Source organism: Kribbella caucasensis (assembly GCF_004361855.1).
GTDB lineage: Bacteria > Actinomycetota > Actinomycetes > Propionibacteriales > Kribbellaceae > Kribbella > Kribbella caucasensis.
In genome coordinates this window covers 29,452-47,129 of record NZ_SNWQ01000004.1, presented here as the reverse complement: position 1 = coordinate 47,129, position 17,678 = coordinate 29,452, and the positions used below count along the sequence as shown (strand labels likewise).

The window sequence follows — 17,678 nt, the reverse complement described above, 5'->3', positions numbered from 1 at the left end:
CGGCAGCGTCTGCGGCCGGCGGGTGCACTCCCCAGGTTGAGCCGTGGGAGTGCACCCGCGCGGTGTTGCTACCTCAGGAGCTCACTCCGTGCAGCCGATGGAGCGAGGCCGCAAGGAATGCAATCAGTGTGCGCATCACGCCCACACACGGACCCAGTCGACTCGAACAGCAGTGCCGGGAGTGATCGCCTCGCCCGAGTGCGGACGAACCGCGTAGTTGAAGATGAGGAACTGCGGATCCGGACCGTTGAAGGCGCGAGTCCACATCGGCTTGCCGTCGTAGTAGAACGTGACTCCGCTGCTTGTCCACTGCGAGCCGAAGTTGTGGCAGCCGGCCAGCGGCGCGGACGAGTAGACACCGCCGTGATATTCCGGGTTGGCATAGTGCAGCGAAGCCTTGGTGCCGCCGCCGATGCCTTCGACGATGTCGATCTCACCGTGTTCCGGCCACGGCACCGACGAAGGTCCATTGGTCCACCAGGCCGGGAAGCCGTCGACCCTGCCGTCGCCGTTACCGTCAGGCAGGCAGACTCTGGCCTCGAACGAGCCGTACCGCTGGTTGAACGAGTTACGAGTGTTCACCAAGCCGGACACGTACTGCTTGGTGCCACCTCGGCAGGACGCCTGGCGCTGAGCGAGAGACAGATTGAGGAATCCGCCTGACTCGGTGACCTGTCGAGTGTCGTAGCACTGGAGGTTGTCGCTGTTGACACCGTCCGAGATGCCTTCCTTGAACCAGCCGCGCTCCCACTTGGTCGTGTCGACCGCGGTGTCATTGAACTCGTCTTGGAACGTCATTCGGTACGAACCCGTCGGGCTCCATGACGGCGCACGGCCAGTCGTCGAAGGAGTAGACGTCGGACTCGCCGTGGTGGGCGAGGCCGTCGGCGTCGTACTCGACGAGGCAGTGGCGGTGGGCGTGGGTGACGCGGTCGTCGGCGTCGCCGTCGGCTTGGTCGTGGTGGGGGTCGCCGTCGGTGTGGTGGTCGTCGGCGTCACGGTCGGCTTGGGCGTTGCCGTCGTCGGCGCCGAGGTGGGGGCCGACGTGGGTATCGACGGCACCGGGCCGGTTGTGCCCTCGCGGACATAGCTGATCTCGAGCTTCGACTGCTTCAGCCCGGACTCGCGCGAACCGAAGACGGTGCCACCGGCACCGACCGGCTGCGTCACCGCCAGGTTCAGTTCGCCTGCCTGGGTGATGCCCTGGGAGACGTCGATCCGCAGCTGCGCCGACTTGCCGTCGTCGGCCACGGTCACGTACGGAGTGCCCGGCTTCGGAGCGGTCGAGTAGGTGACGGCCTCGGTCCAGCTGCCCGGTGCCTTCGACACCGCGATCTTGGCCGGGTTGCTGGTGGTCAGCCGGTTCAGTACCAGCGTGGCCTTGCGGTCGTAGCCGTCCGCCACCGGGGGCACGGAGTAGCGGATGAGGCTGGTCGACTCGTTCAGCTTCGCCACCAGCCGGGTGGACCAGCCATGCTTCTGATAGGGCGATTTGGTGTGCACGTAGGCGTCGGCTGTGGCCGTGAGGCTGACCGGGGCCGGGACGCTGTCAGAGGTCAGCGCCGCCACGCCGAGCCCGGCGCTGGTGAGGAGCAGGGAGGTGCCGGCGATGATCGGGATCAGCGCCCGGCGGCCGGCCTTGGCGGCCGGTTCTTTCAATTTGTCGGAGGGAACGGCAGCACGGTGTTGTGCATGCCTACGGGAGAATTCATCCCGCATGGGGACAGTCCTTCCTGCACGCCTGTGAGGTTAGCTGTCGGGCTCGGGCGGGAAGTTTGCCCGGTCGCTGGCGCGACTTCGCCCCAAGGACCGCGCCGAAGCGCGCGCAGGCGCGACAGCGAGTCCGGGAACCTTGGGTTCCCCACTTCCGCCCTCGGGTGCTAGGTGGGAGGGGCCACCGACTCGGAGGGCGGAACTCGGCGTTTCGGGTCGGCGGGTGTTCGTTGCTGCCTGCATCCGGTCCCCAGTACCGAGGGCAGGCGCCGGTGAGCATACGCATACCCGCCACGAGGTCTCAAATCGGTAACGACGACACAGGATGACTACGTAACGCGACAACCGGAGCGGGCGGTCGGCACAGCGTGACAACCACGACGGCCCACCGCCGCTGAACTCATCACTGTCCGTCGCGCGGCGCCGATAACCGAACGCTGCGCCCACCCTTCCGTGACAGTCCGTCTCAACGTGATCCGACGAATAATCTCCGCTTTTCGGACGGCTGATTCCACAGCGCTTCCGATCGCCTACACAGCGGCACGATCCCCGTGGTTGTAGGCGGCTGCGTAAAGCAAGAGCCCGAGCCAACCCCTCAAGGATGACCCGGACTCAAACAGCCTGTGCTGGTAGGGCCCGTGGGACTCGAACCCACAACCCGCGGATTATCGGCCCACGTTGGTCGACACTTGGCGTCAGTTGGCGATTTGCACCGTGACCTGCACGTTTGCCGGTGCGAGTCTCGCAATGCTTGTCATCCTTGTTCGACGATGCTCGTTGATAAAGGTGCGTAAAGAGGTGCGCAGCTTCGGTCACAGGGTCAACTCTCGTTGGAAACGAAGGGCGTTTCAACTGCTCTACGGGTCAAGCTCCGAAGCCAATCCATCGAGGACTGTGAGCACGGTCCGGCCAGCGGAGAGGGAGCATCCGATGAGTGGTGAGCTGCTCGTACTTCTCGCTGATGCGGCTGGCGCTTTGCGGTGGTCGTCTCCGCCGATCACGGCACATGTGGCCAACATGCGTGTCCGAGGAGGAACACGCACCTTAACCACACGCGTGGTGCTCAACGGCTGAGCCGGGGGGAGCGGCTATCTCCCAGCCCCGCCGCGGCTGGATGAAATCGACGACATGATCGCCTACATCTTGCGCGCCTCCGGGTCAGAGCAGGGCTGCGGGGGTGCGTCAGTCGTTTCGGTCGAGGATGTGATCGCGGACGCGGCCGAGGCCGTTGGCGAGGGCTGTGAGTTCGTCGGCGCTCAGTACGTCGATGAGAAGGTGGCGAACTTCGGCTAGGTGGCCCGGGCCGCTCGCTTCAGTGTCTTCGAGCCGGCGTCGGTGAGGACGGCGTACACGGCGCGGGGTCCGGTGTCGCCATGGCGGCGTTGGACCAGGTCGTGCTTTTCCAGCTGGGTGATCTGGTAGGTGATGCCGCTTTGGGAGCTGTAGACGGACTCGGCGAGCTCTGTCATACGTAGCTCGCGCCGTGGGGCGCCGCTGAGTCGGGCGAGGATTTCGCCTTCCCCCGATTCATGAGCGACCAAGCCGCGGTCGACCGCTTCCGCTCCCAGCTTGAACTGTACGTAGGCCCGGTCACCGGCGCCGACCCCGGCGACCCCACCGCGGTCCTGGGCCGCGCCCCCGGCCGCTTCTGACCTCGCGGCTGGTCGAGGCCGCCGGCCGGCCTGAGGTGACCAGGCCAGCACCGCTGGTTCGCCGTCGATGGTGGCGTGGCGGGCCGGCGCCGATCACATGGCCAGGCCGCCGTCGACCGGAAGGATCGCTCCGGTGACGTAGCCGGCGTCCTCGGAGGCAAGGAAGCCGAGTCCTCGGGGATCGCGGCGACCGTCCGGGGTTCGGCGTTCGGGGAGATGGCGTTGACGGTGACGCCGAAGCCGGCGAGTTCCTTGGCCGTCGTCTTGGTGAGGCCCACGATGCCGGCTTTGGCGGGTGGCGTAGTTGGCCTGGCCGGTGTTGCCGTGAAGTCCGCTGTAGGAGGTCACATTGATGATGCGGCCGTAGGACTGGGCGCGGAACTGACGGACCGCTGCACGAATGAAGCGGAAGGTGCCGCCGGCGTGGACTGTCATGACGGCGTCCCAATCGTCGTCGGTGAGCTTCCAGACCACTCGGTCGCGCAGGATGCCCGCGTTGTTGACACGACGTCCAGGCGGCCGGTCTCGTTCACGACGGTCTCGACGACGCGCTCGACGTCGGCAGTGCTGCTGACATCGCACAGGAGGGGGTGGCCGGCGGTATGGCCGGCCGCCTCCTCGAGGAGATCTCTGTCGAGGTCGATGAGGTAGGTGGTGGCGCCGTCGGCGGAGAATCGTCGGCCGAGTTCGCGTCCGATGCGCTGGCCGGCGCCGGTCACGATGACCGTCCGGCCGGTGAAGTCGAACGTCAGGTTCCCATGGTTCCTCCTCTCAAAGGAGCTCGATGATGGTCGCGTTGGCCTGGCCGCCGCCCTCGCACATGGTTTGCAGGCCGTAGCGGATGCCCTCGTCGCGCATGTGGTGGACCATCGTGGTCATCAGGCGGGCGCCGGAACCGCCGAGTGGGTGGCCGAGTGCGATCGCGCCACCTCGGGGATTGACCTTGGCGAGATCGGCGCCCAGTTCGTCGGCCCAGGCCAGGACGACGCTTGCGAAGGCTTCGTTGACCTCGAATACGCCGATGTCGGCAAGTGCCAGTCCTGCCTTGGCCAGCACCTTCTTGGTGGCGGGGATCGGCCCGGTCAGCATGGGCATCGGGGCGGAGCCGATGACGGTCGCGGTGTGCACGCGTGCGAGCGGTGTGAGGCCGAGCTCCGTGGCCCGCTCGCTGGTGGTCATCAGCAGCGCGGCGGCGCCGTCGGAGATCTGTGACGCGTTGCCGGCGGTGACGACGCCGTCCTCGAGGAACGGGGTCCGCAGGGTCGCCAGCGTCTCGAGGGAGCTGTCGCGCCGGATGCCCTCGTCCTCCTTCAGCGTGCCGCCGTCGGTGGTCACGGGGAGGTATTCGGAGGCGAAGAGGCCTGTATCGACCGCGCGCTGGGCCCGGACATGCGACTCGAGGGCGAACTGGTCGAGCTCGGTGCGGCTCAGCCCCCACTGCGCAGCGATCTGCTCTGCGCCGATGCCTTGATTGGGGTCCTCGGGCCCGAAACGCGCCCGGTAGCGCGGTCCCCAGGGGGTGCCGGGCTGGTTGGCCGAGCCCATGGGAACGCGGCTCATCGACTCGACACCGCCGGCCACGACAACGTCGTACTGGCCGGCGATCAGGCCTGCCGCCGCAAAGTGGATGGCCTGTTGGGACGAGCCGCACTGCCGGTCGACGGTGGTGCCGGGGACCGACTCGGGCCAGCCGGCCGACAGTACGGCGGTGCGAGCGATGTCGAAGGTTTGCTCGCTGACCTGCGATACGCATCCCCAGACGACGTCGTCAACCATCGCGGGATCGAGACCCGCGCGGGCAACGAGACCATCGAGCACGACCGCCGACAGGTCCGCGGGATGGACTTCTGACAGTTCCCCGTTCCTCTTGCCGACAGGGGTTCGGACTGCTTCGACGATGACTGCATCACGCACAACTTGCTCCCTGGAGGTTGATGGTTCCGATCATGACGTCGGCGAGACTTTCCACAGCTTGGCGAACTGCGACTGGTAGTCGGTGGGGAACTCGGGGAGCTTCTTCGGGTCGAAGTCGAGGTTCGTCTTGTCGACCACCCAGATCGGGATCTCCTCGGTGTTGTGGGTGGTCAGTTCGCCGCCGGTGAAGGACCGAGCCAGCGCATCGACTGCTTCCCACGCCTCGTATCCGTACGGGACCTGCAGCCAGAAGAGCGAGTCACCGGACTGGATCTCCTTGTTCTGTGCCACCGTCGGCTGCGTACCCGCGATCTTGACGTCCTTGAGCCCGGCGGCATCGAGGGCCGACCGCATGCCGCCTTCGAAAGCGCCGACGGCCAGGTTGACGTAGTTGGTGCCGGGGTGCCGCTGGATGTACGAGATGACTTCCGTCGAGGCCTGGCCGCTGGTGATGGCCGCGGCGGAGACGTCGACGTTGTCGACCTCGCAGCCCTGGCAGTTCTCCTTGAGGCCGTCGATCATCGCGTCGGTCAGCGTGGTGAGGATCGGGATACCGGAGCTCGACACCACGGCGACCTTGGCCTTCTTGCCGGATTTCTCGGAGTCCGCGGCGATAGCGAGTGCGTTCACCTTGCCGTACGCCGTGGCGAGCACCTGCACGTTGCCCACGTGCCCGATGTCGGTGCCCTCCGGGGACTCGGTCGGGTTGATCAGGACGACCTTGACGCCCTTTGCCTTCGCCTTGTCCAGGGCGTCTCGGATCGCGGCCTGCGGGAGACCCGTCGAGATGATGCCGTCCGCGCCCGCGTTCATGGCGGCGAGGTACGCCGAGTTGCCGGTGGCCGGGTTCGCGACGTTGTAGGTCAGCTGCTTGTACGACCAGCCGAGCGCCTTCGCAGCCGCCTCGACGCCGTGGGCGATCTCGGCGGCGCTGCCGCTACCGGTGTTGACGTAGTAGACCGTCTTCCCGGTCGGAGGCCGCTGAGGGAGCGGCTTCAGGTTGGGTAGCACGCTCGGCTTCTTCAGGTACGGCGCGAGCGCCGCGGCGGCAGCCGCGTTCTGTCCGGTCGCGCCTCCGCCGGCGTCGCCGGAGGCCGGGGCGCCGCAGGCGACGAGCAGAGCCGTAGCGAGTACAGCGACCAGCCCTGCTGCGCAACGGGATGTTCTGGGCATGACTACTCCTTCGGTTCGATGCGAGACGGGTGCGGGGCGGATCAGTGGAGTCGCTCGAGGCCGCGTCCGGAGATGGCGACCGCGATCAGCAGGACTGCCCCGCTGAAGAAGTTCCCGACGCCGGGACTGACGCCCATCAGTTGCAGGCCCTTCATGCCGACGGCGAGGATGATCACGCCGAGGACGGTGCCCCAGGGGTTGGGGCCGTCCTTGATCTGGGTGGCGCCGAGGAACAGTGCCGCCACCGCCGGGAACAGAAACGCGCCGGCGGTCGAGTCGGTGGCGACGCCGACCTTGGTGGCGAGGACGAGCCCGGCGAAGGCCGCCATGATCGACGAGATCAGCAGCACGAGCACCTGGAGGCGTTGAGTGTTGATGCCGGCGAGTCGTGCGGCCACCGGGTTACAGCCCGTTGCCTGCAACCGCCGCCCTAGGGTCGTGTACTCGAGGACGTAGTACGTCACGGACGCGATCAGCAGCACATAGATGAACGGCAGCGGGATGTTGCCGATCACGCCGCGGCCGAACTCGACGAACGAGGGATCGAAGTCCGGCTGGATCGCGTTGCCGTTGGCGATGATCTCGGTGACGCCCAGAGCGACTGTGCTCACTCCGAGGGTGGCGACCAGGCTGTTCACGGAGAGCTTGGTTACGAGCAGGGCCGAGACCACGCCGAACAGTGCCGACGCCGACAAGGTGATCACGAAGATCTCGACGGTCCCCATCGCGTGACGCTCCTGGAGCCAGGAGGCGAACACCATCGCGAATCCGGCCACCTGTGCGATGGACAGGTCGAAGATGCCCGCAACGAGCGGCAGCATCACGCCGAGAGCCAGCAGCCCGGTGATAGCGCTGTCTCCGAGGGTCGTCTGCAGCGTCAGCGGGGTCAGGAAGATGTCCGGGATGACGATGCTGAACACAACCACCATCGCCGCCAGCACCCAGAAGCCGCCGAACCGCCGAGCGAACAGCTGGCGCCAATTTCGGGAGCGGGCGTCGGGTTCGGGTGGCCGAGCATCGGCAAGGTCGGTCGGGCTGATCCGGGATATGGTCATCGGAGGTTCTCCATCGGGTCGGTGAGGGCGCCGGTGAGACAGGCGCGATCGATTGCCTCACGGGTGAGCGCGGTCCCGGACAGCTCGCCGACGACGCATCCGCGGCTGAGAACCAGCACACGGTTGCAGAGAGCAACGAGCTCGTCCGAGTTCGACGAGGACACCACGAACGACACCTCGCGCGCGGCGGCTTGGCGGATCACCTGGTAGATGCGCTCCACCGCACCGACGTCGACCCCTTGGGTCGGCTCGTCGATCAGCAGGACACGCGGCAGTGAACGCAGCCAGCGCGCGAGCAGCACCTTCTGCTGGTTGCCGCCGCTGAGTTGGTCGGCGCGCTTCTCGGGGTCGGCGGGCCGGATGTCGACACGCTGCAGCCACTGCCGGACGTCTCGCGCCTCGCGCTGCGGGCTGAGGAAGAAGCCGCGGAGGACTGCGTCGAGGCGTGGCAGGGTGAGGTTCTCCCGGATCGAGAGGAACGGGATGAGCCCGGTGACGGCCCGGTCCGCGCCGATGTAGCCCAGACCGGCCTCGATCGCGCGCTCGGGTCGCTCCGGCCGGATCTCGGCACCGTCGACGGACACCGTCCCGGTGCGCGGCAGCGATCCGAAGACGGCCCCGGCGACCGTTTCCCTCCCGGATCCGGCGATGCCCGCGATGCCGACGACTTCGCCGGCCGATACCCCGAAGTCGACGCCGGCCAGTCCCGCTGCGTACAGGTCGCGCACCTCGAGCACAGGGGCCTGATCGACGCCGACCTTGGCCGCGGTCCGCCCGAGGTCGACGGTCTTACCGACGATGAGCTCAATCAGTCGATCGGTGTCGAGCTCGTCGATCGGCACTGTCGCTACGTGCTGTCCGTCACGGAGCACTGTCACGCGGTCGGCAATCTCGAAGACCTCGTCCAGGTGGTGCGAGATGTAGATGACGCCGATCCCGTCGGCCTGGAGCCGGCGTACGACGTCGAACAGCCCGGCAACCCCGGAGGTGGGGAGGGCCGCGGTGGGTTCGTCCAGCACCAGGACGTGTGGCGGGGTATCGCCGTGCATTGCTCTGGCGATCCCGACGGCCGTGCGATGGATGGGGCTGAGGCCGGCTACCGGTTGGCATACGTCCAGGGAGTAGCCGAGTCGGTCGAGGAGGTCGGCCGCCTGTCGCCGGGCCCGCGTCCAGTCGATCCGGCCTAGGCGGCGGGTCGGGAAGGCCGAGCCGAGCAGTACGTTGTCGGCCACGCTGAGGTTGTCCACCAGGCCGAGCTCCTGGTGAACGAACCGCAGGCCGGTGTCGTGTGCCGCCCGTGCACTGCCGAGGGTCATCGGTACGCCGGCGACCGCCGCCCGGTAGCCCGGCTCGGGCGTGTGGAATCCGGACAGGACCTTCACGAACGTGGACTTGCCGGAGCCGTTGTGGCCGACGAGCGCATGTACCTCGCCTGGCTTGACGTCGAAGGTCAGCGAGTCCAGGGCCCGGTGGGCACCGAAGCATTTGGACACTCCCGCGACAGCCAACACAGGCTGCGTCGGTGAGGGAGACGTTCGAGTAGAAGTCACCAGGCTCCTTCGGCTGTCCAGAAAGTAATTCTGCACGCTAGATACGAAGCTTGAGACTGTCAATAGATCGGCAGCGGAGCCGGGTAGCCACGCGCGTGAGCGCTCTGAGTTCTGATGAGCAGAACAAGATTGCACATTGGAGATTGCTCTCGTTAGCGTGGCTCGTCCGGCGTGACAGCTCGTACAGCGAAGGAGAAGGAGATGGCAGCCGCACGTGCCTTGGTCCGCGACCCTGAGGTGGTCGTGGTGGGTGGTGGGATCGCCGGGCTGGGCAGCGCGCTCGGCCTGGCCCGCGTGGGCGTACGCGTCCGGGTGCTGGAGCGAGCGCAGGCGTTCGGCGAGGTCGGCGCCGGCCTGCAGATGGCGCCGAACGCGACCCGGATCCTGGATCGTTGGGGGCTCCTCGACGAGGTGATCGACCAGGGCGTCCTGCCTCGCCGGCTGGTGATGAAGGATGCGCTGGATGGCGCCGAGCTGACGCACCTGGACCTGGCCGAGGTGGGCCGACGCTACGGGGCGCCGTACGTGGTGATCCATCGCAGCGACCTGCATCGGATCCTGCTCGCCGAATGCGTCCGGCTGGGTGTGGAGCTGGTCACCGGCGCCGATGTGGAGGCGGTCGACCTCGCGGATGGCGAAGCCACGGTTCGCTCCGTCGACAACCCCGTACGGACAGCGGCTGTGCTGGCCGCCGACGGGCTCGACTCACGCCTACGGCAGCGGCTCAGCGCCGATCGCCCGGTGAACTCGACGTACGTCGCCTATCGCGGTGCCAGGCCACTCGAGGAGTTCGACGACCGCGACGACCTCGATCTCACCGACGTGGTTGTGTACGTCGGGCCGCGCTGCCATCTCGTGCAGTACCCCTTGCGCGGCGGCACGATGTTCAACCAGGTCGCAGTTTTTCAGTCGGCAGCGGCCTTGGCCGGCGCCGACACGTGGGGCACGCCAGAGGAGCTGGACGGCGCCTTCGCGGACACCGCACCGCAGGTCCAGGCTGCGCTGCGACACCTGTGGCGCGACCGGCGGTGGCCTATGTTCGACCGCGAGCCGATCGGCACCTGGGTGGACGGCCGTCTCGCACTGGTCGGCGACGCTGCGCATCCGATGTTGCAGTACCTCGCCCAAGGTGCCTGCCAGGCGCTTGAGGATGCGGTTGCGCTGGCGGATCTGGTGGAGGACCGTGCGACCGGCCAAGCGGCAGTGGACTGGGATCACGTGCTCACGAACTACGCCGCAGCGCGGGCCGGACGGACCGCGGAGGTTCAGCGTACGGCGCGCGCGTGGGGGGAGTTCTGGCACTGCCACGGCGAAGAGCGGGAGCAGCGGAACGCGTTGCTGCGGGAGCGATCGGTCGACGATTTCAGCAGGATCGACTGGCTCTACGGGCGCTGAGAGCGACGAAGGCGAGCATCCGGATCGGATGCTCGCCTTCGTCGTACGATGCTCAATCGGAGGCGAGCTGCCGCACCAGGTAGCTCCAAACGTCCGTCAAGGCGCCGTCGGAGTAGATGTGCTCGCGCTTGGAGAGTCCTTCGCTCTCGTTCGACCATTGCGGCCAGCCGCCGAACTGATGGGTGCGTAGCTGCTGTAGACAGGCCTGCTCGAGGAGGACCGCGGCCACGGTTGCCTGCTGCAGCGTCCGGCCGACGGTGACGATGCCGTGGTTGACCAGGAACATCGCGGCGGCGTCACCGAGCTCGAGCGCCACCTGCTTGCCGAGTTCGGGTGTCAGGATGAGGTCGGCCGTGTGGGTGAAGCGCGGCAGTTCGGGCGGTACGAAGTAGTTGGCCGCGTGGCTGACCGGGAGTAGCTGCGTGCCGCTCGCGGCCAACGCCACGGCGTGGCTGCTGTGCGTGTGCACGACGCCGTGGATCTCCGGACGTGCGCGCATGATCTCGGTGTGGATCGGGTATTCGCTGTGCGGTGTGCCGGTGCCGTCGGCCACATCGCCGTCCCAGCCGACCAGGTGGACGCGGTCCGCGACGACCTCCTCCATGCCGCAGCCGGCCTGCTTGATCCAGACGCCCCTGCCCTGCGCGTCGCGCGTCGACGCGTGGCCCCAGATGAGGTCGCCGTGGCCCTGGTGGGCCAGTACCTGCGAGGACGTGGCGACAAGCTCGCGTTCGTTCAGTGACATTCGGTTCCTCCCGGAGCGGTGCAATGGCGAGCAGAATCGAAATCTGCACAACAGATCAAGCTTGTCCATTCTGCGGGGTGTGCGGTGGCGTCGCAAGGAGATCTGTCCTAGAATTCGGCTATCCAGAGGAAGATTCCGTTAAATGGACTTGTGTCCGAGGAGGCGTGCGATGGGCCGTCTGGCCGGAAAGACCGTGTACATCACCGGGACCGGCGGCGCCCACGGCCGCGCCTCAGCGGTCCTGTTCGCCCGCGAGGGTGCGGTCGTCGTCGGCGTCGACGGCATTGCGGAGGCCAACGAGCAGACCGCGTCGCTGGTTCGCGAGGTCGGCGCTGACATGCACTCGTTCGCCGGGGTCGACCTGGCCGACGCAGACGAAGCCGCACAGTGGGTCGCTGCTGCCGCCGAGCAGGCCGGCCCACCTGACGTGCTGTACAACAACGCCGGCGCGATGCGGCCCGGATCGATCGAATCGACCACGCCCGACGACTGGTCATTCACCCTGCGCAACGAACTGGACCTGATCTTCACAGTCACCCGGGCGGCCTGGCCGCTCCTGGTTGAGCGCGGCGGCGGCAGCATCATCAACACAGCGTCGGTTGTCGCTCACCGGGCCAGCGGCGGCATGCTCGCGCACGCTGCCGCGAAGGGTGGCGTCCTGGCTATGTCCAGGCAACTCGCGGCCGAGGGTGCGAAGCACCAGATTCGGTGCAACACGATCTCTCCCGGCGCCATCGAGACCCCAGCGACCGCCGCCGCGCTACGGGCATTCGCCGCTCAGGGTGGCAGCACCGCGATCCCGGTCCCGCTCGGCCGGTTCGGGCGGCCGGAGGATGTCGCCAGCCTGGCACTCTACCTGGCGTCCGACGAGTCGGCCTGGGTGACCGCGACCGACTTCGTGCTCGACGGAGGCGTCGCCGGGATCCGGTCACTGTGAATGGAGCCCGGAAAGCGCTGAGTGATAGATTCTGCATCGTGGAATCTGATACTGGCACCGTGAGAAACATTCCCGAGGCCCAGACCTTTGGAGACGGACCCAAGTACCCCTTGGAGTCGGTCGACAACGCACTCAGACTGCTGGCGATCTTCAGTCACGAGGAACGGATCCGAGTCAAGGACGTGGCCGAATTGCTGGGGGTGTCCACCGGGACGGCGCATCGACTACTGGCGATGCTCGTCTACCGTGGATACGTCGCCCAGGACACCGTCTCGAAGCTCTACGTCCCCGGCGTTGTTCTGCTCTCGATTGGTTTGCGCACCGTGCAGCACTCCGGACTGCGCCAAGCGGCCGCGAAGTACCTGGACGAGCTCGGCGCAACACTCAGCGAGACGATTCATCTGGCGACGCTCCAGGGCGCGCAGGTCTTCTACCTCGACGGTAGGGAGCCGACGCAGGCGCTGCGGGTGGCGTCCCGCGCGGGCACGCTGCGTCCCGCGCACTGCACGTCGGCAGGGAAGGCGCTGCTCGCTGAGCTCACCCGCGAGGAGGTGCTCGAGATCTACCCAGACGAGCACTTGCTGCAGGTGACCGACCGGTCGATCCGGAGCCGGAGTCAGCTCCTCATCGATCTCGGCGATACACGCCGGCGCGGGTACGCCGCGAATTTCGGTGAACTGGAGGACGGTATCGGGTCCGTCGCTGTCGCCGTCCGTAGCAAGGGCGGCCGGCCGCTGGCGTCCCTGGCGGTCGGGGCGCCGATGACCAGGATCAGCGACGATCGCATCGTCGAGATGGTCGAGGCGATCGGGGCCGCAGCCAAGTCCTTGGGTGAGGAGCTGTCCGGCACAACTGTCCGCTGAAGTTCCACCGCTACCGAGGAGATGGGCCGAGCCGATGACCGATCACCCCAATGCCGAACTGCTACGCCGCCTGTACGCCGGGGACCGCCAGGCGCTGTACGACCGTCTCGCGCCCGGCTACGTGGTTCACGTGCCCGGGGCCGGGCGGGCCGCAGGCAGCTATCACGGCGCCGAAGGCCACGCCGAGCATGTGCGCGCGATGGGTCGGTGGACCGGCGACACGATGCGCAAGACGCTGACCACGACCTTCCTCGCTGACGATCACTGGGGCCTGGTTCCGTCCGAACTCGAGGTGGAGCGGGATGGTCGGCAGTTGCGAGTGCACGCCTTCGGGCTCTGGCGGTTCCGCGACGGCGCAGTAGCCGAGCACTGGGGATTGGTCGACCAACAGACCGCCCTGGACGAGTTCCTGGCCTGACTGCGCAGCCTGGCTGGGTGCGTGCGTATGAAAGCGGCTCGGCACCGGACCTCGTCCGGCGCCGAGCCGCTTCACTGTTTCCGTGGCTCAGTGGCCTTTCGGGCCCGGAGGCGGCGCGGCGCCGTACGCCACCTTGCCGGCGAAGTCCGGGATCTCGGCGCTCTCGAAGTCCGAGGTGACCCGCAGCGCCCGGCGGGTGTCGAGGTTGAGTATGTAGAAGGGCAGCCGCGCCAGCGGGGTGGCGACCAGTGCGGCCGAGGGGCCATGGTTCATGCCGCCGGGCGTGACGGTCAGCAGTCCGGGCGGCGGACCCGGAACTCCCTCGTCGCCGCCCAGATGGATGATCACCTCGTCGTAGTCGACGTTGCGATGGAACGGCTGCACCCGAGCCGCGTCGTCGGCGCTCTGCCACGGGCGCGGGGCGAAGGTGCAGACCCAGGCGCCCGGGGTCTGGAAGGTCGCGTGGGTCACCGGCGGGACATCGAGACGCTCAGCGGTGAGCGGCCGGATGTCGGACAGCTTGAGCCGGAACGGGACGACGTTGCCCTGCCATCCGACGACGTCGAGCGGGTCGAAGTCGTAGAAGATCGAGGTGAGCTCGCCGTCGCGCTTGAGCACAACCTCCCACTCGCCGTCCTGCTCGGCCGGGGTGCCGGACGGGCCGTCCAGGACGGGCACCTCGAGCACCGCGGTGTCGAACGGCAGGAAGTGGCCCAGCATCGTCCGGTCGGCGACCTCGACCGGCTCGGTGGTCTCGATGAAGTACGCGAGATGCTCGACGTCGTCGGGGATCAGGCGATAGTTCGTGCCCTTCGGGATCACCAGGTACTCGCGTGGGCCGTACGGCAGGCTGCCGAAGTCGCTGACCATTCGCCCGGAGCCGAGCAGCACGAGGATGATCGTGTCGCCGTCCAGGTTGCGCAGGTAGTACGGCGCCGGCGTCCGGCGGCGGGAGACGGCCACGCTGACGTCGTCGTTGAACAGCAGCACGGTCGGCAGTGCCCGCGGGTCGTCGGCGTCGGCGACGGTGAGTCCGGTCGTCTGCAGGCCACGGGGCCGGAGCGGGCCGGTGACTCGGGTCCACTTCGTGGTCGGGTGCTCGCGGTGCAGCACCGTGCAGTCTCCCGCGAAGCCGTCACGGCCGTGGTGCTCCTCGATCAACTGCTCCGGCCAGCGGGTCTGGCCCTGGCGGGGGATCGTGCCTTGGGAGTACTTCGCGAACATGGTCGGCGCCCTTCTCAAGATTATTCTGTTCTGGAGAGCATGATTCTGTTATCGTGACTGTACTCCCGCGCGTGGACGCGGCACAACCGAAGGGACGGGCAGTGACTGCATCCAACCATGCAGACGCGGAGGGCGAGCTGATCTCGAGGGCGGATCTGGCCTCGCCGTCCGACACCGCCGCCACGGGCGGACGTCACTTCGGTGGATCGCAGCTCAAGGCGCCGCTCCCGCCCGGTGTTGAGCGCGAGCTGTTGTCGCTGACCTCCGAGGACGGGGCTGTTCATTCCGCTCTGGCCTACCGTGCCACTCAGGCGCCGCGGACCGGCGTGATCTTGATGCACCCGGTCGCGGATTTCACTCAGCACTACGCCCTCGCGCCGCTGGCCGAGCGCGGTTACCTCGCGCTGGGTGTCCGGTCGCGCTTCTCCGACGACAGCAACGCGGTGGTCGAGCAGGCTGTGCTCGACCTCGCCTCTGGTGTCCGCTACCTGCGCGAGCAGGGCTGCGAGCGCGTGGTGTTGCTGGGCAACAGCGGAGGCGGTGGGCTCGCCTGCTTCTACCAGGCCGAAGCAGAGGACCCATCGGTCGCGTCCACCCCAGCGGGGGATCCTCCCGACCTGCGTCAGGCAGACCTGCCGCCGGCCGACGCGCTGGTGCTGCTCAACGCGCACCTCGGTCGGGCCCAGGTGCTGACCAGCTACCTCGATCCGTCGGTCGTCGACGAGAAGGACCTGGTGGAAACCGATCCGGAGCTGGACATGTTCGATCCCCGCAACGGTCCGCCGTATTCGGAGGAGTTCGTACGTCGCTACAAAGCAGCCCAGGTCGCGCGGAACGAGCGGATCACGGCCTGGGCACGGCGACGGCTCGCCGAACTCGCCGAGCTCGGGTACGACGACGAGAGCTTCGTGATCCACCGGACTACCGCCGCTCTCGAGTTCCTCGACCCGTCCGTCGACCCTTCCGACCGTCCGCTCGGCTGGTACGGCGGCCCCAACGTGCAGTGGTTCAACCGTGCGGCGATCGGACTCGGCCGGTTTGCGACCTTGCGATCGTGGCTATCGCAGTTCGGTCTGAGCTCGACCAATGCCCTCGCCGAACCGAACCTGGCCCGCGCCCAGGTGCCGGTGCTCGTCGTCCAGGGCACCGCGGATCAGGGTGTCTTCCGCTCGGCCGCGATAGCGCTCTACGAGGCGGCCGGCACCACGGACAAGCAGTTGCACTGGTCAGATGGCGGACTCCACTTCTTCGCCGGGCAGCCCGGGCACCAGGAAGCGGTTCTCGATGTCATCGACACCTGGATCAATGAACGCGGCCTCGGCTCGTCGCGCTGAACGGCAATCTCCTTACCGCACAGAGGACGGAGCTACACCATGAGCAAGCGCATTGCGCACATCATCTCCGAAGGCCCCACCGAGGGCCGCGGCATCCCCGCGACGGCGATCTCGCCGGGCTTCGAAACCGGCTTCGTGCAGTCGGTCGCGGCACCTTTCCCGGGGGATCCGGTCAATCTGCTGCTCACCGAGATCTCCACGGTCGAGGCGGCGATGCGGGCTCAGCAGGAGGGGTACGACGGCGTGCTGATCGGTGCCCTTGCGGACTACGGACTGGCTGCGGCGCGGGCCGCCGTGGACATCCCGGTGGTCGGTTGCGGCCAGGCCAGCCTGCTGACCGCGGCAGGGCTCTCTGAGCGGTACAGCATCGTAACGATCTGGCCGGAGACGCAGTCGTTCCTCTACGACCGGCTCCTGAGCGAGAACCACGCCGGGGACCAGTGCGTGTCGGTGCGGTATGTCACCTCGGCGGCGGAGCAGGCGACTCTGGCGGAAGAGAACAACTTCTACACCGAGATGCGGGCAGGTAAGCAGCACATGATCGAGCGCATCCTGCAGGGGATCGAGGCGGCCGTTGCCGAGGACGGCGCACAGGCCGTCATCCTCGGCTGCAACTGCATGACCCCGGTCGCACCGATCCTCGCGGAGCGCGCCAGCGTGCCCGTGGTCGACCCGAGCGCTACCGGCTACCGCTTCCTGGAGATGCTTGTCGGGCTAGGACTCAAGCACGCCAAGGACCCGGCCCTGCCTCCGGTCTCGGAACGAGCGAGCGTGTTCTCGGCGCTGGTCAAGGCGGCAAGCATCGAACTGGTCGACATCGAGGACTGTGCGGTCTGCGTCCTCAGCGACGACGGCACCGCCAGTTGCGACATTCCCGAGACCGAGACGATCACGGCCAGTTGAGATGCCCCTGACGACTGAGACCGGGGCACGGACCGTCGTTGTTACCGGCGCCGCTCGCGGCCTCGGCCTGAGCTATGCCGAGAGATTGGCCCGGGCAGGGTTCCGGGTCGCCTTGCTGGATGTCGATTCCGAAGGCGCGACTGCTGCCGCCGAACGTATCCGTGCTGCTGATGGCGCCGCGGACGCATACGGCGTCGACCTGACAGTGCCGGATGAAGTGAAGGAAGTGTTCGACGGCCTGCTCGCGACGTCCGGCCAGATCGACTGCCTGATCAACAACGTCGGGCGGTCGGTCTGGGGACCGATGGAGGACATCGCCTTCGACGCCTGGTCGGCGGCGATCGCGGTCAACCTAACCAGCACGTGGCTGTGCACCCAGGCGGTGGTGCCGTCGATGAAACGAGCCGGGAAGGGGAAGATCGTCAATGTCTCCACGACGATGGTTTCCCTCGGGCACCCGACCGGCGCGGCGCCGTACGTCGCGGCGAAGGCGGGCATCGTCGGTCTCACCCGCACGCTCGCTCGCGAGCTCGGCCCGTTCGGGATCACGGTGAACGCGGTCGCGCCCGGGCTGGTGCCGATGGACAAGGCCGCGGTGGACCCGGACCGTGCCGCGGGCATCGCCCGGATGATCGACACCGTCGTCGGTCAGCAGGCGATCCCGCGTGTCGAGGAACCCGGGGACCTGGCCGGTGTCGTTGAGTTCCTCGTCTCCGATGCTGCCGACTTCGTCACCGGACAGGTGCTGAACGTCGACGGCGGCTGGGCCCTCAACTGATCCCCTCAGCGTAGGAAGAATCGA

17 protein-coding genes, 1 pseudogene and 1 riboswitch are annotated in these 17,678 nt (G+C 67.5%); of the genes and pseudogenes, 9 read left to right on the top strand and 9 right to left on the bottom strand.

Features of this window, described 5'->3' with window-relative positions; genetic code table 11:
• Positions 1 to 135: 135 nt before the first annotated feature.
• On the bottom strand, positions 136 to 1,659 hold the full coding sequence (locus EV643_RS10160; protein WP_133799757.1) for a glycoside hydrolase family 16 protein: 1,524 nt from the start codon (positions 1,657 to 1,659) through the stop codon (positions 136 to 138).
• 64 nt (positions 1,660 to 1,723) lie between these two features.
• A riboswitch (cyclic di-AMP (ydaO/yuaA leader) is annotated at positions 1,724 to 1,932 on the bottom strand.
• A gap of 909 nt (positions 1,933 to 2,841) precedes the next feature.
• On the opposite strand from EV643_RS10160, the gene EV643_RS44815 reads away from it, so the two are divergent.
• Positions 2,842 to 3,006 (top strand): hypothetical protein, encoded by a 165-nt coding sequence (locus tag EV643_RS44815; protein WP_202869499.1) that lies wholly within the window; start codon positions 2,842 to 2,844, stop codon positions 3,004 to 3,006.
• On the opposite strand, the gene EV643_RS44810 is transcribed toward EV643_RS44815, so the two are convergent.
• Positions 3,003 to 3,254 carry a MarR family transcriptional regulator gene (locus EV643_RS44810; protein ID WP_502255080.1) on the bottom strand — a complete coding sequence of 84 codons (252 nt, stop codon included), beginning with the start codon at positions 3,252 to 3,254 and terminating at the stop codon, positions 3,003 to 3,005. The two genes, EV643_RS44815 and EV643_RS44810, sit on opposite strands and share 4 nt — an antisense overlap.
• Here EV643_RS44810 and EV643_RS46410 point away from each other — a divergent pair.
• Entirely contained in the window at positions 3,243 to 3,365 is a 123-nt protein-coding gene (locus EV643_RS46410) for a hypothetical protein (RefSeq protein WP_255512955.1), read from the top strand. The genes EV643_RS44810 and EV643_RS46410 overlap by 12 nt on opposite strands.
• Positions 3,366 to 3,458: 93 nt before the next feature.
• Here EV643_RS46410 and EV643_RS10150 read toward each other — a convergent pair.
• From EV643_RS10150 to EV643_RS10130, 5 genes and pseudogenes are all read right to left on the bottom strand, one after another.
• Positions 3,459 to 4,084, bottom strand: a pseudogene (locus EV643_RS10150) (SDR family NAD(P)-dependent oxidoreductase).
• 52 nt (positions 4,085 to 4,136) lie between these two features.
• Entirely contained in the window at positions 4,137 to 5,279 is a 1,143-nt protein-coding gene (locus EV643_RS10145) for a thiolase family protein (protein ID WP_133799756.1), read from the bottom strand.
• A gap of 30 nt (positions 5,280 to 5,309) precedes the next feature.
• Positions 5,310 to 6,452, bottom strand: coding sequence for a substrate-binding domain-containing protein (locus EV643_RS10140; RefSeq protein ID WP_133799755.1), 1,143 nt, complete (start codon positions 6,450 to 6,452; stop codon positions 5,310 to 5,312).
• Positions 6,453 to 6,493: 41 nt separating this feature from the next.
• Complete coding sequence (locus tag EV643_RS10135; protein ID WP_133799754.1) at positions 6,494 to 7,507, bottom strand: ABC transporter permease; 1,014 nt, start codon at positions 7,505 to 7,507, stop codon at positions 6,494 to 6,496.
• Positions 7,504 to 9,015 carry a sugar ABC transporter ATP-binding protein gene (locus EV643_RS10130; protein ID WP_166665392.1) on the bottom strand — a complete coding sequence of 504 codons (1,512 nt, stop codon included), beginning with the start codon at positions 9,013 to 9,015 and terminating at the stop codon, positions 7,504 to 7,506. The genes EV643_RS10135 and EV643_RS10130 overlap by 4 nt, the downstream gene beginning before the upstream one ends.
• Before the next feature lie 243 nt (positions 9,016 to 9,258).
• On the opposite strand from EV643_RS10130, the gene EV643_RS10125 reads away from it, so the two are divergent.
• Positions 9,259 to 10,452 (top strand): FAD-dependent monooxygenase, encoded by a 1,194-nt coding sequence (locus EV643_RS10125; protein WP_133799752.1) that lies wholly within the window; start codon positions 9,259 to 9,261, stop codon positions 10,450 to 10,452.
• Between the two features lie 52 nt (positions 10,453 to 10,504).
• Here EV643_RS10125 and EV643_RS10120 read toward each other — a convergent pair whose 3' ends face one another.
• Complete coding sequence (locus EV643_RS10120) at positions 10,505 to 11,197, bottom strand: class II aldolase/adducin family protein (RefSeq protein ID WP_133799751.1); 693 nt, start codon at positions 11,195 to 11,197, stop codon at positions 10,505 to 10,507.
• A 169-nt stretch (positions 11,198 to 11,366) separates the two neighbouring features.
• Between EV643_RS10120 and EV643_RS10115 the strand changes: the two genes are divergently transcribed.
• From EV643_RS10115 to EV643_RS10105, 3 genes are read left to right on the top strand one after another with little or no spacing between them, the layout of a single operon-like run.
• A complete protein-coding gene (locus tag EV643_RS10115; protein WP_133799750.1) occupies positions 11,367 to 12,134 on the top strand; it encodes an SDR family NAD(P)-dependent oxidoreductase in 768 nt (255 codons plus the stop codon).
• A 59-nt stretch (positions 12,135 to 12,193) separates the two neighbouring features.
• Complete coding sequence (locus EV643_RS10110; protein WP_166665391.1) at positions 12,194 to 12,997, top strand: IclR family transcriptional regulator; 804 nt, start codon at positions 12,194 to 12,196, stop codon at positions 12,995 to 12,997.
• Positions 12,998 to 13,031: 34 nt separating this feature from the next.
• Entirely contained in the window at positions 13,032 to 13,415 is a 384-nt protein-coding gene (locus tag EV643_RS10105) for a nuclear transport factor 2 family protein (RefSeq protein ID WP_133799748.1), read from the top strand.
• A gap of 87 nt (positions 13,416 to 13,502) precedes the next feature.
• On the opposite strand, the gene EV643_RS10100 is transcribed toward EV643_RS10105, so the two are convergent.
• The gene (locus EV643_RS10100) at positions 13,503 to 14,639 is read right to left on the bottom strand and encodes a homogentisate 1,2-dioxygenase (protein WP_133799747.1); all 1,137 of its coding nucleotides are present in this window, start codon (positions 14,637 to 14,639) and stop codon (positions 13,503 to 13,505) included.
• Positions 14,640 to 14,740: 101 nt separating this feature from the next.
• On the opposite strand from EV643_RS10100, the gene EV643_RS10095 reads away from it, so the two are divergent.
• Genes EV643_RS10095 through EV643_RS10085 form a run of 3 tightly spaced genes read left to right on the top strand, consistent with a single transcriptional unit; the run spans position 14,741 to position 17,654 of the window.
• Entirely contained in the window at positions 14,741 to 15,973 is a 1,233-nt protein-coding gene (locus EV643_RS10095) for a serine aminopeptidase domain-containing protein (protein WP_133799746.1), read from the top strand.
• 39 nt (positions 15,974 to 16,012) lie between these two features.
• Entirely contained in the window at positions 16,013 to 16,876 is an 864-nt protein-coding gene (locus EV643_RS10090; protein WP_133799745.1) for an aspartate/glutamate racemase family protein, read from the top strand.
• 1 nt (position 16,877) lies between these two features.
• Entirely contained in the window at positions 16,878 to 17,654 is a 777-nt protein-coding gene (locus EV643_RS10085) for an SDR family NAD(P)-dependent oxidoreductase (protein WP_133799744.1), read from the top strand.
• Positions 17,655 to 17,678 lie beyond the last annotated feature (24 nt).

Excerpts from the sequence above, each read along its gene's own strand:
- EV643_RS44815 (WP_202869499.1), top strand. The coding sequence starts at position 2,842 with ATGATCGCCTACATCTTGCGCGCCTCCGGGTCAGAGCAGGGCTGCGGG.
- EV643_RS46410 (WP_255512955.1), top strand. The coding sequence starts at position 3,243 with ATGAGCGACCAAGCCGCGGTCGACCGCTTCCGCTCCCAGCTTGAACTG.
- EV643_RS10140 (WP_133799755.1), bottom strand. The coding sequence starts at position 6,452 with ATGCCCAGAACATCCCGTTGCGCAGCAGGGCTGGTCGCTGTACTCGCT.
- EV643_RS10135 (WP_133799754.1), bottom strand. The coding sequence starts at position 7,507 with ATGACCATATCCCGGATCAGCCCGACCGACCTTGCCGATGCTCGGCCA.
- EV643_RS10125 (WP_133799752.1), top strand. The coding sequence starts at position 9,259 with ATGGCAGCCGCACGTGCCTTGGTCCGCGACCCTGAGGTGGTCGTGGTG.
- EV643_RS10120 (WP_133799751.1), bottom strand. The coding sequence starts at position 11,197 with ATGTCACTGAACGAACGCGAGCTTGTCGCCACGTCCTCGCAGGTACTG.
- EV643_RS10115 (WP_133799750.1), top strand. The coding sequence starts at position 11,367 with ATGGGCCGTCTGGCCGGAAAGACCGTGTACATCACCGGGACCGGCGGC.
- EV643_RS10105 (WP_133799748.1), top strand. The coding sequence starts at position 13,032 with ATGACCGATCACCCCAATGCCGAACTGCTACGCCGCCTGTACGCCGGG.
- EV643_RS10100 (WP_133799747.1), bottom strand. The coding sequence starts at position 14,639 with ATGTTCGCGAAGTACTCCCAAGGCACGATCCCCCGCCAGGGCCAGACC.
- EV643_RS10090 (WP_133799745.1), top strand. The coding sequence starts at position 16,013 with ATGAGCAAGCGCATTGCGCACATCATCTCCGAAGGCCCCACCGAGGGC.
- EV643_RS10085 (WP_133799744.1), top strand. The coding sequence starts at position 16,878 with ATGCCCCTGACGACTGAGACCGGGGCACGGACCGTCGTTGTTACCGGC.